This is a genomic window from Streptomyces novaecaesareae (genome assembly GCF_000716875.1).
Classification (GTDB): Bacteria; Actinomycetota; Actinomycetes; order Streptomycetales; family Streptomycetaceae; genus Kitasatospora; species Kitasatospora novaecaesareae.
Window position 1 is genome coordinate 79,435 of sequence record NZ_JNWQ01000002.1, and the last position, 15,643, is coordinate 95,077.

The following is a 15,643-nucleotide window of genomic DNA, read 5'->3' on the forward strand; positions in this document are numbered from 1 at the left end:
GAGCCCCGGGCCGTACGGGCCGGTCCCATTGTGGCCGGGGCCGCGGGCGGCGGTCCGCAGGACTCCGGGCGCAGCACGTCCGAAGATGCCCGCCGGGCCCCGGCCCCCAGGACGGCAACCGCGGAGATGCAGGTCGTGACGGTGCCTCAGGACCATGGAGGGACCTACATCCGGGACTTGAGGCAGGGAGTGATCGTGCCGACGACCTTCGGATCGCTGCGCAGACTGGTGCTGACACCCTCACTGGCATCGGTGACCTTCGCCGGGCGGGGCTTCCCGGCGGATCCGACGGAGACCACCGAGCGGCTGGAGGCGGTGCCCCGGGCGGTGGTCTGCGGCTTCGAGTGGGGGATCGACTCCCGCAGCCAGTGGGAGGTCGAGCGCCGGCTGGCCCTGGTCGACCCCGAACAGCGCGGATTCGCCTACGAGGGCGCCACGATGGCCTTCACCGTCCTGGACGCGATGGGCCGGGGCCGGCGCACCCGGGACCTGCTGACCGGCTCCGGGCAGCCGCACATCTTCCTGGCGTACATCGGCATCGGCTTCGCCATGGCGCGGCTGCCGCGGCCGCTGTGGAGCAAGGTGCTGCCGGACCTGACCGGGACGCCGTACCACCCGACGATGAGCTGGCTGGCCGTCGACGGCTACGGCTTCGACCTCGCCTACTTCCACACCCGGCGCTGGGTGGACGAGCAGCGCAGGCCGAAACCGTACCCGTGGCAGGGCGCCCCCGAGTACTTCCAGCGGGCGGTCGACCAGGGCATCGGCCGGGCGCTGTGGTTCATCCACGGCGGCTCGCCGCGGCAGGTCGCCGCCGCGGTGCGCAGGTTCGGCCCGGACCGGCAGGCCGACCTGTGGGGCGGCGTGGGCTTGGCCTCGACCTTCGCGGGAGGCAGCCCGGCCGAGGGCCTGGCCGTGCTGTGCGACGAGGCCGGGCCCTACCGGGCGGAGCTCGCCCAGGGGTCGGTGTTCGCCTCCAAGGCGCGCGCGTACGCGGGCCACGTGCCCGGGCACACCGAGGCGGCCTCGACGGCCCTGACCGGTCTGTCGGTCGAGGCGGCCGCGAAGCTGGCCGACGACTGCGTCCCGGACGGTGCCCCGGCCGCTGCCGTTGCCGGCGGGCTGCCGCCGTACGAACTGTGGCGGGCGAACGTGCGGGCGCACTTCCGCGACACCGGCGACCTGCTCCGGCCCGCCCCGCGCCCGGCGGCCCAAGCGGCCGCCCCGCGTCCGGAGGCCCCGGCGAAGCGGCCGCGGCCGCAGAAGTGACCGCGGCCGGAGGAGTTCCGGGCCGGATTGGTCCGGAGTCGTCCGCGAGACGGATCGGCCGTCCCGCGGAAACCCGAGAGGAGAATGGCGTGGCCAACGCATGGCGGTCGCTCCGACGTCGTGTGCTCACCCCGAGCACGTCCGAAACGCTCCTGGAAACGCGCGGTTTCCACCGGAAGAACCCCGACGCCCAGCACCTCCTGGAGACGGTCGGCGCACGGTTCCTGGAGGGCTACGCCCACGCCGTGGAGGCCCGGTACCCGGCGGAGGCGGAGATCCCGCTGGACCGGATCCCGGTCCAGTTCCGCGGCTTCGCCTACGAGGGCGCCGGAATGGGCTTCGCCATGCTCGACGGGCTGAGGCTGGCCCGCCGCGGCTCGGTGGCCCGCTTCCTCAGCGGCGGGGGCGCCGACCACAACTACATGGTCTACGTCGGCGTCGGCTGGGCGATGGCCCGGCTGCCGAGGTTCTGCTGGCCCGACATCGACGCGATGGACCCGCTGCTGCGCTGGCTGGTGCTCGACGGGTACGGCTTCCACCAGGCGTACTTCCGCACCGCCAAGTACGTCCACGAGCAGTACCGGGACCAGGCCTTCCCCTGGCCGGCCCACGACACCCCGTCGTACGCCGGCCGCGCGATCGACCAGGGCATCGGCCGGGCGCTGTGGTTCATCGGCGGCACCGACGTCGACCTGGTCGCGACCATGATCGAGAAGTTCCCGGAGTCCCGGCGGTCCGACCTCTACGGCGGCGCCGGGCTGGCGGCCACCTACGCCGGGGGCGTGGACGAGTCGGAGCTGTGCGCGTTCCGGGACCGGGCCGGATCCCACCGGTCGATGGTCGCGCAGGGCAGCGCGTTCGCGGCCGAGGCCAGGGTCCGCGCCGGACTGCTGATCCCGCACACGGAGTTGGCCACCCGGGTGTTCTGCGGCATGACGCCCGTCGAGGCGGCCGCCGTCACCCAGGAGCTGCGCCCGGCCCGGCCGGTCCCGGCCGGCGCACTGCCCGGGTACGAGGTGTGGCGCCAGGCCATCGCCGAGCGCTTCACGCACGTCGGGGGGTGCTAGCCGTGGCCGCGACCCGCCGGGTGCCGCCGGGCCCGCCGCGCCGGGCCGCCCCGGTCCTGCTGCGCCGGCTGGTGGGGGACCGGCTCGAACTGATGCGCTCCGCCGCGGCGGAGTACGGGGACGCGGTCCGGATCTCCATGGGCCCCAAGACGCTCTACTTCTTCAACCACCCCGACCACGCCAAGCACGTGCTGGCGGACAACGCCGCCAACTACCACAAGGGCATCGGCCTGGCCCAGGCCCGACGGGCGCTCGGCAACGGCCTGTTGACCAGCGAGGGCGAGCTCTGGCGCAAGCAGCGCCGGCAGATCCAGCCGGTCTTCCAGCACAAGCGGATCGCCCAGCAGGCGGGCGTCGTCGCGGAGGAGGCGGCCAAGCTGGTCGGCCGGCTGCGGGCGCACGAGGGCGGCGGACCGGTCGACGTGGTCGGGGAGATGACGGCGCTCACGCTCGGCGTGCTCGGCCGCACGCTGCTCGACGTCGACCTCAGCGCCTTCGAGGCCGTCGGGCACGACTTCGAGGCCGTCCAGGACCAGGCGATGTTCGACATGGTCACCATGGGCATGGTGCCCGGCTGGGTGCCGCTCTCCAAGCAGCTCCGCTTCCGCCAGGCCCGGCAGTCCCTGCAGGGCGTGGTCGACCGGCTGGTGGCGGAGCGGATCTCCCGTGACGGCGAGCGGATCGAGGGGGACGACGCGCTGTCCCGGCTGATCGTCGCCACCCGGCAGGAGCCCGACCAGCGGGTCGGCCGGCAGCGGATGCGCGACGAACTGGTCACGCTGCTGCTGGCCGGCCACGAGACCACGGCGAGCACCCTCGGCTGGACCTTCTACCTGGCCGACCGTCACCCCGAGGTGGCGGAGCGGCTGCACGCCGAGGCCGTCGAGGTGCTCGGCGACCGCCCGCCCGAGTTCGAGGACCTGCACCGGCTGCGCTACACGGCGCGGGTGGTGGAGGAGGTCGTGCGGCTCTACCCGCCGGTGTGGATCCTGCCGCGGCAGGCCCAGGCCGACGACGAGGTCGGCGGGTACCACGTGCCGGCCGGCGCCGACGTCCTGATCTGCCCGTACACCCTGCACCGGCACCCCCGGTTCTGGGACGCCCCCGAGCAGTTCGACCCGGAGCGCTTCGACCCGGACCGGGCCACGGACCGGCCGCGCTACGCCTACATCCCGTTCGGGGCGGGGCCGCGCTTCTGCGTCGGCAACCATCTCGGGCTGCTGGAGGCCACGTTCACGATCGCCATGGTCGCCCGGGAGCTCCGGCTGGCCAAGGTGCCCGGGTACCGGGTGGTGGCCGAGCCGATGCTGTCGCTGCGGGTCCGCGGCGGCCTGCCGATGACCGTGCACTCCCGCTGAGGCGCCGGTCCCGAGGGGCACCGGTCCCGCAGAGCAGAGCCCCCGCGGTGGACGTCGCGGGGGCTCTGGGGCGGGATGCGGCTGCCGGCTCGACCGTCGCCGGATCACGCGCTGTCGGTGACCGGGGTCCGCTCGCTCAACGCGATCGTCCGGGCGTCCAGCAGGGCCAGCAGGACGGGCGGGTCGAGGACGCGGGCGGGGCGCAGGCGCAGTTCGATCGGCAGCAGCGGTACGGTCGGCCGCACCTCGATCGGTCCGACCGATCCCACCGACACCGCGTGATCACCCGTCAGCACCTCGTCGAAGGCGGCCGGGACGGAGTGCGCGAGCAGGAACCAGGTGCCGGCCGGCACCTGGTCGAGTAAGAAGACGCCGGGGCGGGGGAGGACGGTACACGCGGCGGGCTTTCCCTCCGGCACCCGGGTCGGGAACAGTCCGACGAACACCCGGCCGAGCGCTCCGCCGGCCGGGGGCCGGATCTCGCCCCGGAAGGTGGAGAGTTCGGTGCTGCGGACCAGCCCGCCCAGGTCGACCTCGATCCGGGACGTGAACCCCCCGAGCTGACGGAAGACGGTGGGAGGGATGCCGACGCTGCTGGCGAAGCGCGAGCTGAAGGTGCCGACGCTGTTGTACCCGACCCGGTGGCTGATCTCGGTCACCGTGAACGTCGTTTCGACCAGGAGGCGTTTGGCGGTTTCCAGGCGGATGGCGGAGAGAAACCGCCTCGGCGAGACCCCGGTCATTCGCTGGAATTCCCGGGAGAAGTGGAATTTGCTGTACATGGCGGCCTGTGCCATATCGTCGATGGTCAACAGTTCGCCGATGTTGTCGTGCATGGTCTCGATGGCCCGGGTCACGGCTTGCTCGATGGCAGTTGTCATCACTGACTCCAGCTTCTCTGTTGCACCTGCGGATGAACAGGAATTCCACCTTGCGATGATCGGAATCGATCGGAAACGAAAGTCGCGGCCGCACTGACAGGCCGGTGGTCAGAGGTGCCAGGGCGAGCGAAGGGGGGACCCACCCTTCGGAAAGGCGAAGCTGAAAAGTATCGCCGCCATAGCAAGTGACGACCGTAGCAGCAGGAGCATGTCACCCGCAATGGTCTGGTGGCACGTGCCGTTGGCATGCCCGGCGAAGGGATACCCGGGGAATGACGTTTGAACGGCCTTCGAAGGCGCTCAGCAACACAGGAGATGCAGAGGAGGGCGCATTACCCAGACGATGCCAAAGTCGTGCATGCGAATCGTGGGCGGCCGATGCGCCGGCCCGATTTTCGACGAGTAGCTAGGAGACGCCGATGGGCTCACCTACCCCAGACGGAAACGAATACCGGACCATGACGCTGGAGGCGTTCGCGGACACGATCGTCCCGGGCGAGAAACGCTCCCCCGACGACCGGGCCGTGGCCGGCGCCTCGACCGGAGGCGGCGCCGTGCAGGCAGGCGCCATCGAGCTGCTGGAGACACCCGCCACCGGTCTGTCGAACTCCCTGGACGACTACCAGCAGGCGCTGAACCGGCACGCCAGCGCGTACGCGGACGAGCACGGCCTGCCGCTCGACGACTCGGTACCGCCGTTCGTCGCCCTGCCGTTCGCGGACCGGACCAGCCTGGTGCAGGCCCTGACCGGGACCGGCCACCAGGAGCGCGAACTGTGGGTCCTGCTGGCGCTGTTCGCCAACATGGCCTTCGACACCGCCGCCCACCTGCACACCGCGGACGCGCTCGCGGCAGGCCACCCGGGCCTCACGACGATGGGGTTCATGCAGCCGGGCGACGACGGCCTCTGGCGGTTCCCCGAGTACTCGTACGGCAAGCAGCTGGCCGACCCCCACCCGGGCACCACCTCCTCAGGGAGCCCCGAATGACGAACACCGAGAGCACCGACGTCCTGATCGTGGGCAGCGGCTTCGGCGGCGCGATCGCGGCCTACCACCTGGCGGCCGGCGGCGCGCGGGTCACCGTGCTGGAGCGCGGCCCGTGGCTGGAGGCCGACGACTTCGACCACGACTTCCTGCTCGGCTCCTCGTACACCCGCATCTTCGACTTCGTGGTGGGCGACGGCATGAGCCTGCTCGGCGGGAACTGCGTCGGCGGCGGCAGCGTGGTGTACTTCGCCGCCATGCCGCGCGCGCCGCGGTTCGTCTTCGACCGCCAGGGCAGCATCGGCCGCCGGATGTGGCCGGCGGCCATCGACCGGGACGTCCTCGACCCCTGGTACGACCGGGTGGTCGAGGCGCTGCCCATCACCCAGCAGGACTGGAACGACGTCACGTACGCGGGCGGCTTGTTCGCCGCCGCCTGCGAGCACGCGGGACGCACCGCCAACCCCGTCCCCGCCGCCATCGACCGGGCGAAGTGCACCAACTGCAACTGGATGATGTCCGGTTGCCGCTTCGACGCCAAACGCTCCCTGCTGCTCAACTACCTGCCCGCGGCCCTCGCGCACGGCGCCGAGATCCGGCCGCTGCACGAGGTGCAGCACCTCGCCCGGACGGACGACGGCGGCTACCGGGTGCACTACAACGTCATCGACGACACGGACTACCGGGTGCACGTCGGCAGCGGCACCATCGACGCGAAGATCGTCGTGCTCGCCGCCGGCGCCGGCGCCACCCCGGTGATCCTCCAGCGCTCCGAGGCGACCCTGGGCACGATGCCGCACGCCGTCGGCCGCTACTTCTCCGGCAACGGCGAGCGCCTCAACACGGCCGTCGTGAACGAGGACCGCGCCCGGGACCTGCTGGGCCTCAAGCGCGCGGACGGCCGGGCGTTCCGGGCCAACCAGATCGGCAAGGGCCCGGTCGTGGCGAGTTGGGACAACCTCGACGGCTCCCTGCCGGAACACTCGCGGTTCTCCCTGGAGCAGCTCTACTTCCCCCCGGGGTTCGGCACCATCCTGGCGCAGGTGCCCGACGCCACCGGCCCCAGCTGGTTCGGCGTGGAGAAGAAGGAACTCGTCCGGCAGTGGCAGTCCTGGCTGACCGTCTTCACCATGGTCGAGGACGACAACGAGGGCGTCTTCGGCCCGCCGCCGCCCACCGGCAACGCGGCCCGGATCTCCCAGCAGATGCTCGGACGCGGCACGATCAGCTACCGGCCGACGGCCAACACCCTGCGCGGCTGGGCCGAGTCGGACGCCGTGGTGAAGGACATCCTGGAACGCGACGGGCTGGCCCGCGTCATGCCGTGGACCAACGACCTGGTGGGCGCCTACACCGTGCACCCGCTGGCCTCCTGCCGGATCGGCGACGACCCGCAGACCTCGGCGCTCGACGACCGGCAGGAACTCCGCAACCACCCGGGCATCTTCGTCACCGACGGCTCCGCCGTCCCGGGAGCGCTCACCGTCAACCCCGCGCTGACCATCTCCGCCCTCGCCGAACGCGCCATCCCCGGCATCGTGCGCGCGGCGCAGGAGCGCGGCGTCGACGTCCGGTACGGCGCGCCCTCGCCGGACGGCGGCACCAGCGGCCGGCGCGGCGTGCAGGCGCAACTGCCCGGCCTGATGCGGCGCTAGCGATCGGCACCGGATCGAGCCAACGAGGAGGAGGCTCATGACCACAGCGTTGCTGCGCCCTGCCCTGCGCAGGTCACTGGCGCAGATCCGCCGCGTCACCCCGCCCCGGCCGGCCGGGGCGGGGAAGGCGGTGGCCGGCGTCTTCGCCGAGGCCGAGCGGGAGTTCGGCATGCTCCCGCCGCCGATCGGTCTGCACGCCGCCTCACCGGAGGTGCTCGCCGCCTCCTGGGTGATGCTGCGGGAGACGCTGGTCGCCGCCGGGCGGGTCGACCGCGCGACCAAGGAGGCGGTGGCCGCCGCCGTCTCGGCCGCCAACTCCTGCCCGTACTGCGTGCAGGTGCACGGCGCGACGCTCGCCGCGCTGCTGCCCACGGCGGCCGCCTCCGCCGCGGGCGGTGCGGACGCCGCGGGGGTGGCCGAGGCGGTGGCCGGCTGGCTCCGGGAGACCGGGGGGCAGGGGCACGCCCCGGGCGGGGCGGCGCGGTTCCCCGCGGACGCGGCTCCCGAACTGGTCGGGGTGGCGGTCACCTTCCACTACCTGAACCGCATGGTCAACCTGTTCCTCGCGGAGAGCCCGGTGCCGGCCGGGCTCCCGCCGGCCGCGCGGGCGGCGGCCACGGCCGTGCTCGGCCGGCTGATGCGGCGGGCCGCGCGCGGCGCCCCGCCGGCCGGGACCTCGCTCGACCTGCTGCCGTCCGCACCCCTGCCCGGGGACCTGCGCTGGGCGGCGGGCACGCCGAGCATCGCGGGCGCCTTCGCGCGGGCGGCCGCCGCGATCGACGCGGCGGGTGCCCGCTCGGTGCCGGACGGCGTCCGGGCCCTGGTGGCGGCCGAACTGGCCGGGTGGACGGGGGAGGCGCCCGGGCTGAGCCGCGCCTGGGTCGAGGACGCCGTCTCGGCCCTGCCCGGGGAGCAGCGCCCGGCGGGCCGGCTGGCCCTGCTGACCGCCAAGGCCTCGTACCAGGTCGACGACGCTCTCGTGGCCGAGTTCCGGCACGGCCGGCCCGGCGACACCGCGCTGATCGAGCTCACCTCCTGGGCCGCCCTGACGGCGGCTCGGGAGCTGGGCTCCCGGCTCGCCGAGCGCGTGACGGCGGTCGGCGGCGGCTGACCCCGCGGCCGGCCGTCGGCTCCGCACCTCCGCACCTCCGCACACCCGAGGCTCCCGCCACCGGCGGGAGCCTCGGCGCGTTCCCGGCCGCCCCGACCGGGCCCGCCGCTGCGGCCGGGCCCGGATAATCGCGGCATTAAATCACGGCGTTATCGAATAACGACGTTATCGAATAACGGCCCGATGAAATCACACCGTTATGTAAAAAGCGGGCCCCCGGGCCGGGCGGAAAGCAAACTCGGAGAAGACATTCGGACGGCCCCGGAGGCACCCTTGACCAGTGCAGGTCCGTCGGGTCGGCGAAGAGATTCGACGTCAATTCATCTCCACGGGCGGTGAATACATGAGCAGTGAGCGGATCGCTATCGTGGGAATCGGCCTCCGATACCCGGATGCCAATTCGGCGAGCGAACTGTGGGAGAACGTCCTGAGCGGCCGACGGGCCTTCCGGAGGCTGCCGGACGAGCGGATGAACCAGGCGGACTACTGGTCGGCGGACCGTAGCGCACCCGACCGCCACTACACGACGAAGGCCGCCGTCCTCCGGGACTACACGTTCGACCGGATCAAGTACAGCGTCGCCGGAAGCACCTACCGGGCGACCGACCTGACCCACTGGCTGGCCCTCGACGTCGCCAACGAGGCACTCGCCGACGCCGGATTCCCGGACGGTTCGGGACTGCCCAACCAGACCACCGGCGTCGTGGTCGGAAACAGCCTCACCGGGGAATTCTCGCGGGCCAACATCATGCGGCTGCGGTGGCCGTACGTCCGCCGCACGGTGGCCGCCGCGCTGGCCGGCCAGGGCTGGTCCCAGGAGGACGCCGCCACGTTCCTGACCGAACTGGAGCCCCAGTACAAGTCCTCCTTCCCGCCCATCGACGAGGACTCGCTGGCCGGCGGCCTGGCCAACACCATCGCCGGCCGGATCTGCAACCACTTCGACCTGCGCGGCGGCGGGTACACGGTCGACGGCGCCTGCTCCTCCTCCCTGCTGTCCGTCGTCACGGCCGCCAAGGCCCTGGCCGACGGCGAGCTGGACGTGGCCGTCGCCGGCGGGGTGGACCTCTCGATCGACCCGTTCGAGGTGATCGGCTTCGCCAAGACCGGCGCACTGGCCACCGGCGAGATGAAGGTCTACGACAAGGACTCCAACGGCTTCTGGCCCGGCGAGGGCTCCGGCATGCTGGTGCTGATGCGCGAGCGGGACGCGCTGGCCCAGGGGCGGCGGATCTACGCGAGCATCAGCGGCTGGGGAGTCTCCTCGGACGGCAGGGGCGGCATCACCCGGCCGGAGGCGGGCGGCCACCGGCTCGCTCTGGCCCGCGCCTACGGGCGGGCGGGCTACGGCGTCGAGACCGTCTCGTACTTCGAGGGCCACGGCACCGGCACGGCCCTCGGCGACGCGACCGAGATCGAGGCGCTGTCCTCCGCACGCCGCACCGCCGACCCGACGGCCGCCCCGGCCGCGCTCGGCACGGTCAAGGGCAACTTCGGGCACACCAAGGCCGCGGCGGGCGTCGCCGGGCTGATCAAGGCCGCCCTCGCCGTGCACCACCAGGTGATCCCCCCGGCGACCGGCCACGTCGACCCGCACCCCGGACTGCTCGGCGACGAGGCCGCCATGTACGTGCCGCGCCAGGCGGAACTCTGGCCGGCCGACCAGCCGGTCCGGGCCGGCGTGTCGGCCATGGGCTTCGGCGGGATCAACACCCACGTCGCGGTCGCCCAGGCGCCCGGCCGCACCCGGCGGGAGGCGCTCGACGAGCGCACCACCCGGCTGGTCGCCGGCCGGCAGGACGCCGAACTGCTGCTGCTGGACGGCGCGGACCCGACCGCGCTCCGGGCCGAGGTGACCGGGCTGCTCGACCTCGTGCCGAAGCTCGCCCAGGCCGAACTGGCGGACTTGGCCGGCACGCTGGCCGACCGGCTCTCCGGCGGCCCGGTCCGCGCCGCCGTCGTCGCCGCCTCCCCGGACGACGCCGCCCGCGCCCTCGAACGGCTGCTCGCCCTGCTCGACTCCGGGGCACGGGAGGCGTTCTCGCCCGGCGAGGGGATCTTCCTCGCCCGGGCCAGGACCGCCCCCCGGATCGTCTACCTCTTCCCGGGCCAGGGCTCCGGCCGCGGCGCCGTCGGCGCCATCCGGCGCCGCTTCGCCACGGCGGAGGAGGCGTTCGGCGCGTTCGCCCCGCCCCCCGGCGGCGACCAGGTCGCCACCCAGGTGGCCCAGCCGCGGATCGTCACCGGCTCGCTGGCCGCCCTGCGCGTGCTGGACAGCCTCGGCATCCGGGCCGACGCCGCCGTCGGGCACAGCCTGGGCGAGCTGACCGCGCTGCACTGGGCCGGGGCGATGAGCGAGGAGCAGGTGGTGCGCCTCGCCACGATCCGCGGCCGGGTGATGGCACAGGCCAGCCACGGCGGCGGCGCGATGGCCGGCCTGGCGGCGACCCCGGAGCGGACCGCCGAGCTGTCCGCCGGACAGGACGTGGTCATCGCCGGCTACAACGGGCCCCGGCAGACGGTCGTCTCCGGCCCCGCCGGGGCGGTCGACGAGGTCTGCCGCCGGGCCGCGGCCGAGGGCGTCCCGGCGACCCGCCTGAACGTGTCGCACGCCTTCCACTCGCTGCTGGTCGAGCCGGCCGCGGTCGCGATGGCCGCCGAACTGGCGGGCTTCGACCTCCACGAGCCGGTCCGCCCGATCGCCTCCACGGTCACCGGCCGGCTCCTCGACCCCGGCACCGACCTGCGCGAGCTCCTGCGCCAACAGGTCCTGCTCCCGGTCCGCTTCAACGAAGCCGCCGGTGCGGTGGCCGCCGACGCCGACCTGGTCGTCGAGGTCGGGCCGGGCCGGGTGCTCTCCGGCCTGCTGGCGGAGATCGCGCCCGGCGCCACCGCCCTGGCCGTCGACACCGACAGCGCCTCGATCGGCGCGCTGCTCAGGGTCGTCGGCGCCGCGTACGTGCTCGGCGCCCCGGTCCGCACCCCGGCACTGTTCGGCGACCGCCTGGTCCGCCCGCTGCCCGCCGACGGGGCGATGACCTTCCTGGCCAACCCCTGCGAGGCGGCCCCCGCCATCGGCGCGGGCCTGCTGCCGCCGGAGGACGGGCACGGCGGGGCCGGCGGGCCCAGCCGGGGCGAGCAGGCCGCGCGGCCGACGCCCGCGGACACCGGCGAGAGCCCCGCCTCCACCCTGGAACTGCTGCGCCGGCTCGCCGCCGAGCGGGTCGAGCTGCCGCTGGACTCCGTCACCGCGCAGACCCACCCGATGGACGACCTGCACCTGAGCTCCATCACCATCGGCCAGATCGTCAACGACGTCGCCCGGGCGCTCGGCCGGCCCGTACTCGCCGCGACGCCCAACTACGCGACCGTGCGCCTGGGCGACATCGCCGAGCTGATCGACGAGTTGGCGGACACCGCGCAGGACGGCGCCGCCCCGGCGGGCGAGGTCCCCGGGGTCGCCCCGTGGGTGCGGCCCTTCGCCGTCGAGCACGTGGGCGCCGCGCTGCCGACCCGCCCGCCGTCCGAACTCCCGGCACCCGACGGGGACTGGACGGTGCACAGCACCCCCGGCCACCCGCTGGCCGAACCGCTGCGCACCGCGCTCGCCCACGCGGGGATCGGGCCCGGCGTACTGCTCTGCCTCCCGGCCGCGTGCGGCCCGCAGGACACCGAACTCTTCCTGGCTGCCGGGCGGGCGGCCCTGGCCGGCCCCGAAGGCACCCGGCTGGTCGTGGTCCAACACCGGCTCGGGGCCGGCGGGTTGGCCAAGACCCTGCACCTGGAGCACCCGTCCGTCCCGACCACGGTGGTCGAGCTGCCCGACACCGCCCCCGAGGGAGCGGCCCGCGACGAAGCGGTGGCCCGGGTGGTCGCCGAGGCCGCCGCCACCGCCGGCTTCGCGGAGGTCCGCTACCAGCAGGACGGGCGCCGCACCGTCCCGGTGCTCCGCCCCCTGCAGCCCCGCCCGGCCTCGGCCGGCGCCTCACCGCTCGACACCGGGGACGTCCTGCTGGTCACCGGCGGCGGCAAGGGCATCACCGCCGAGTGCGCCATGGCGATCGCCGAGGACTCCGGGGCGGGCCTGGCCCTGATCGGCCGCGCCGATCCGGCCGCCGACCACGAGCTCGCCGCGAACCTCGCCCGGATGGACGCCGCGGGCCTGCGTTTCCGCTACGCCCGGGCCGACGTCACCTCGCCCGAGGAGGTCGCCGCCGCGGTGGGCCTGCTGGAGAGCGGCCTCGGCCCGGTCACCGCGGTCCTGCACGGCGCCGGCCGCAACGAGCCGGCCGCCCTGGACGCCCTGACCGCCGAGGACTTCCGGCGGACCCTGGCGCCCAAGACCGCCGGCCTGGAGGCCGTCCTGGCCGCCGTCGAACCGGAACGCCTGAAACTGCTGATCACCTTCGGCTCGATCATCGGCCGGGCCGGCCTGCGCGGCGAGGCGCACTACGCGACCGCCAACGACTGGATGACCGAACTGACCGTCCGCTTCCAGGAGCGGTACCCGCAGGCCCGCGCCCTCGCCCTGGAATGGTCGGTCTGGTCCGGCGCCGGCATGGGCGAACGGCTCGGCGTCGTCGAGGCGCTGATCCGGGAGGGCATCACCCCGATCTCCACCGAGAACGGGATCCAGGTGCTCCGCGAGGTGCTCGCCGACCCCTCGGCCGGCCCCGTCCTGGTGGTCAGCGGCCGCGCCGGCGGCCTGCCCACCCTCACCACCGCCCACCGCGAGCTGCCGCTGACCAGGTTCGTGGAGCGGGTGGTCGCGCACCACCCGGACATCGAGCTGATCACCGAGGCCGAACTGACCGAGGGCGGCGACCCCTACCTGAGCGACCACCGGCTCCAGGACGACCTGCTCTTCCCGGCCGTGATCGGCATGGAGGCGATGGCCCAGGTCGCCGCCGCGGTGAGCGGGCACCAGGGCCCGCCGCTGCTGGAGGACGTCGAGTTCCGCCGCCCCGTCGTGGTGCGCCCGGGCGGCTCGACCACCATCCGGATCGCGGCACTGGTCCGCGGCCCCGAGACGGTGGACGTGGTGCTGCGCAGCGAGGACACCGACTTCGCCGCCGACCACTTCCGGGCCACGCTGCGCTACCCCCGCCCCGAACTGCCCGACACACCGGTGCCGGCCGCGTTCGAGCTGCCGGCCGTGCCGGTGGACCCGGTGACGGAGCTGTACGGCAGCGTGCTGTTCCAGGGCAAGCGGTTCCAGCGCCTGCTGGAGTACCGGCGCGCCAGCGCCCGGCACGCGCTCGCGGAGATCTCCACCACCGCCCAGACGCCGTGGTTCGCCGCCTTCCTGCCGCAGGACCAGCAACTGGCCGACCCCGGCACCCGGGACGCGATGATGCACGCCATCCAGTGCTGCGTGCCGGACGCCACGCTGCTGCCGGAGAGCATCGAGCGGCTCTGGCTGGCCGACCGGGCGGACCAGGACGCCGAGTACGTCGTGCTCGACGCCCGGGAACGCTCGCAGGACGGGGACCGCTACGTCTACGACCTCGACGTGCGCACCCCCGCCGGAAAGGTGGTCGAGCGCTGGGAGGGGCTGACCCTGGTCGCCGTCCGCAAGCGCGACGGAGCCGGCCCCTGGGTGCCCGCGATGCTCGGCTCCTACCTGGAGCGCGGCCTGGAGCGGGTACTGGGCGGCAGCCGCGCGGTGGTCGTCGAACCCGCCGCGGAGACCGCCGGCGCGGACCGGGACCGCCGGGCCCGCACCGGAACCGCCGTCGGCCGGGCCCTGGGCCGCCCGGTGGAGCTGCGCCACCGGCCGGACGGCAAGCCCGAACTCGCCGGTGCGCCCGGACGCGAGGGCTGGACGGTGTCCGCCTCGCACGGCGCCGGAATGACCATGGCCGTGGTGGGCCGCGGGCGGCTCGCCTGCGACCTCGAAACCGTCCTGGAACGGACCGCCGAGGACTGGGACGCCCTGCTGGGCACCGGCCAACTCGCCCTGCGGGACCTGCTGGTGACCGAGGCGGGCGACGGCCCGGCGGTGGCCGGCACCAGGGTCTGGAGCGCGCTGGAGTGCCTGCGCAAGGCCGGCGCGACGACCCAGGCGCTGACGCTCGACCGCGTCCACCCGGACGGCTGGGTCGTGCTGTCCGCCGGCGACGCGACCATCGCCACCTGGGTGACCACCGTCAACGACCGGACGGAGCCGGTGGTCTTCGCGGCGCTCGCCGGGAAGGAGAACTGATGTCCGCCTACTACGAGATCCGGCACACCGTGGGCTTCGAGGAGACCAACCTCGTCGGCAACGTCTACTACGTGAACTACCTGCGCTGGCAGGGGCGTTGCCGGGAGATGTTCCTCAAGGAGAAGGCGCCGGGGGTGCTCGCCGAGCTGCAGGACGACCTGAAGCTGTTCACCCTCAAGGTGGAGTGCGACTTCATCGCCGAGATCACCTCCTTCGCCGAGCTGTCCGTCCGGATGCGGCTGGAGGAGCTGACCCAGACCCAGATCCAGTTCCGCTTCGACTACCTGCGCATCGACGGCGGACAGGAGACCCTGATCGCCCGCGGCCGGCAGCGGATCGCGTGCATGCGCGGCCCGAACGCGGCGACCGTCCCGGCCAGGGTGCCCGAGGAGCTGCGCCTGGCCCTGGCGCCGTACGCCGAGGACCCGGCGACCGTCCGGACCCTGGCGGCCGCCCGGGCCGGCGCGCCGGGAGAGACGGGGAGGACGCGGTGATCGAGAACGGCCGGGCCCTGGTCAACACCCAGCCACCGTCCCTGACAGCGGCGGCCCCGGAGCACATCACCGTCCTCCCGGGCACCCTGCGCGAGACGATGGCCCGGTTCGCCACCGGCATCACGGTGCTGACCACGGGCGGCGAGTACGTCCACGGGATGACCGCCAACGCGTTCAGCTCGGTGTCGCTGGAGCCGCCGCTGGTGCTGTGCTGCGTGGCCCGCAGCGCGACCATGCACCAGGCGATCACGGCGACCCGCTCCTTCGCGGTATCCGTACTGGCGGCCGAACAGGAGCCCCTGGCCCGGTACTTCGCGAGCAGGAGCAGGCCGCGCGGCGCCGACCAGTTCGACAGCGTCGACTGGCAGCCCGGCCCGTTCACCGGCGCCCCGCTGCTGACGGGCTCCCTCGCCTGGCTGGAGTGCAAGCTCGCCGAGCAGTACGACGGCGGCGACCACTCCATCTTCCTCGGCGAGGTGCTCGCCTCGGTCTGGGCCGACAACCGGCAGGCGCTGCTGTTCTACGGCGGCGCCTTCCACCGGGGCGTCGGCGGGGCGGGCGCCGACGGGGCAGGCCTCGGCGGGGCCGCGGACGAGACCGGCCGGGCGAGGGGGTGA

The 15,643-nt window shown here is 74.0% G+C and carries 10 protein-coding genes; 9 read left to right on the forward strand and 1 reads right to left on the reverse strand.

What is annotated here, in order from left to right; genetic code table 11:
• The first annotated feature begins 195 nt into the window (after positions 1-195).
• From OP86_RS01305 to OP86_RS01315, 3 genes are all read left to right on the forward strand, one after another.
• Positions 196-1,269, forward strand: coding sequence for a DUF1702 family protein (locus OP86_RS01305; protein ID WP_078653545.1), 1,074 nt, complete (start codon positions 196-198; stop codon positions 1,267-1,269).
• A gap of 89 nt (positions 1,270-1,358) precedes the next feature.
• The gene (locus tag OP86_RS01310; RefSeq protein WP_078653538.1) at positions 1,359-2,336 is read left to right on the forward strand and encodes a DUF1702 family protein; all 978 of its coding nucleotides are present in this window, start codon (positions 1,359-1,361) and stop codon (positions 2,334-2,336) included.
• Positions 2,337-2,338: 2 nt separating this feature from the next.
• Positions 2,339-3,694, forward strand: coding sequence for a cytochrome P450 (locus OP86_RS01315; protein ID WP_209440326.1), 1,356 nt, complete (start codon positions 2,339-2,341; stop codon positions 3,692-3,694).
• 104 nt (positions 3,695-3,798) lie between these two features.
• On the opposite strand, the gene OP86_RS01320 is transcribed toward OP86_RS01315, so the two are convergent.
• Positions 3,799-4,575, reverse strand: coding sequence for a helix-turn-helix transcriptional regulator (locus OP86_RS01320; protein ID WP_030057298.1), 777 nt, complete (start codon positions 4,573-4,575; stop codon positions 3,799-3,801).
• Positions 4,576-4,994: 419 nt separating this feature from the next.
• Here OP86_RS01320 and OP86_RS01325 point away from each other — a divergent pair, with 419 nt between their 5' ends.
• The 6 genes from OP86_RS01325 (at position 4,995) to OP86_RS01350 (ending at position 15,643) form a co-directional block, all read left to right on the forward strand.
• Positions 4,995-5,564, forward strand: coding sequence for a DUF5987 family protein (locus OP86_RS01325; RefSeq protein ID WP_030057299.1), 570 nt, complete (start codon positions 4,995-4,997; stop codon positions 5,562-5,564).
• Positions 5,561-7,216, forward strand: coding sequence for an FAD-dependent oxidoreductase (locus tag OP86_RS01330; protein ID WP_030057300.1), 1,656 nt, complete (start codon positions 5,561-5,563; stop codon positions 7,214-7,216). Before OP86_RS01325 ends, OP86_RS01330 begins: the two co-directional genes overlap by 4 nt.
• Positions 7,217-7,253: 37 nt before the next feature.
• Positions 7,254-8,327, forward strand: coding sequence for a carboxymuconolactone decarboxylase family protein (locus OP86_RS01335; RefSeq protein WP_033330577.1), 1,074 nt, complete (start codon positions 7,254-7,256; stop codon positions 8,325-8,327).
• Between the two features lie 343 nt (positions 8,328-8,670).
• Positions 8,671-14,532, forward strand: a complete 5,862-nt coding sequence (locus OP86_RS01340) for a type I polyketide synthase (protein ID WP_033330579.1) — start codon at positions 8,671-8,673, stop codon at positions 14,530-14,532.
• Positions 14,532-15,026, forward strand: coding sequence for an acyl-CoA thioesterase (locus OP86_RS01345; protein WP_051829533.1), 495 nt, complete (start codon positions 14,532-14,534; stop codon positions 15,024-15,026). Before OP86_RS01340 ends, OP86_RS01345 begins: the two co-directional genes overlap by 1 nt.
• Positions 15,023-15,643, forward strand: coding sequence for a flavin reductase family protein (locus OP86_RS01350; protein WP_425337747.1), 621 nt, complete (start codon positions 15,023-15,025; stop codon positions 15,641-15,643). Before OP86_RS01345 ends, OP86_RS01350 begins: the two co-directional genes overlap by 4 nt.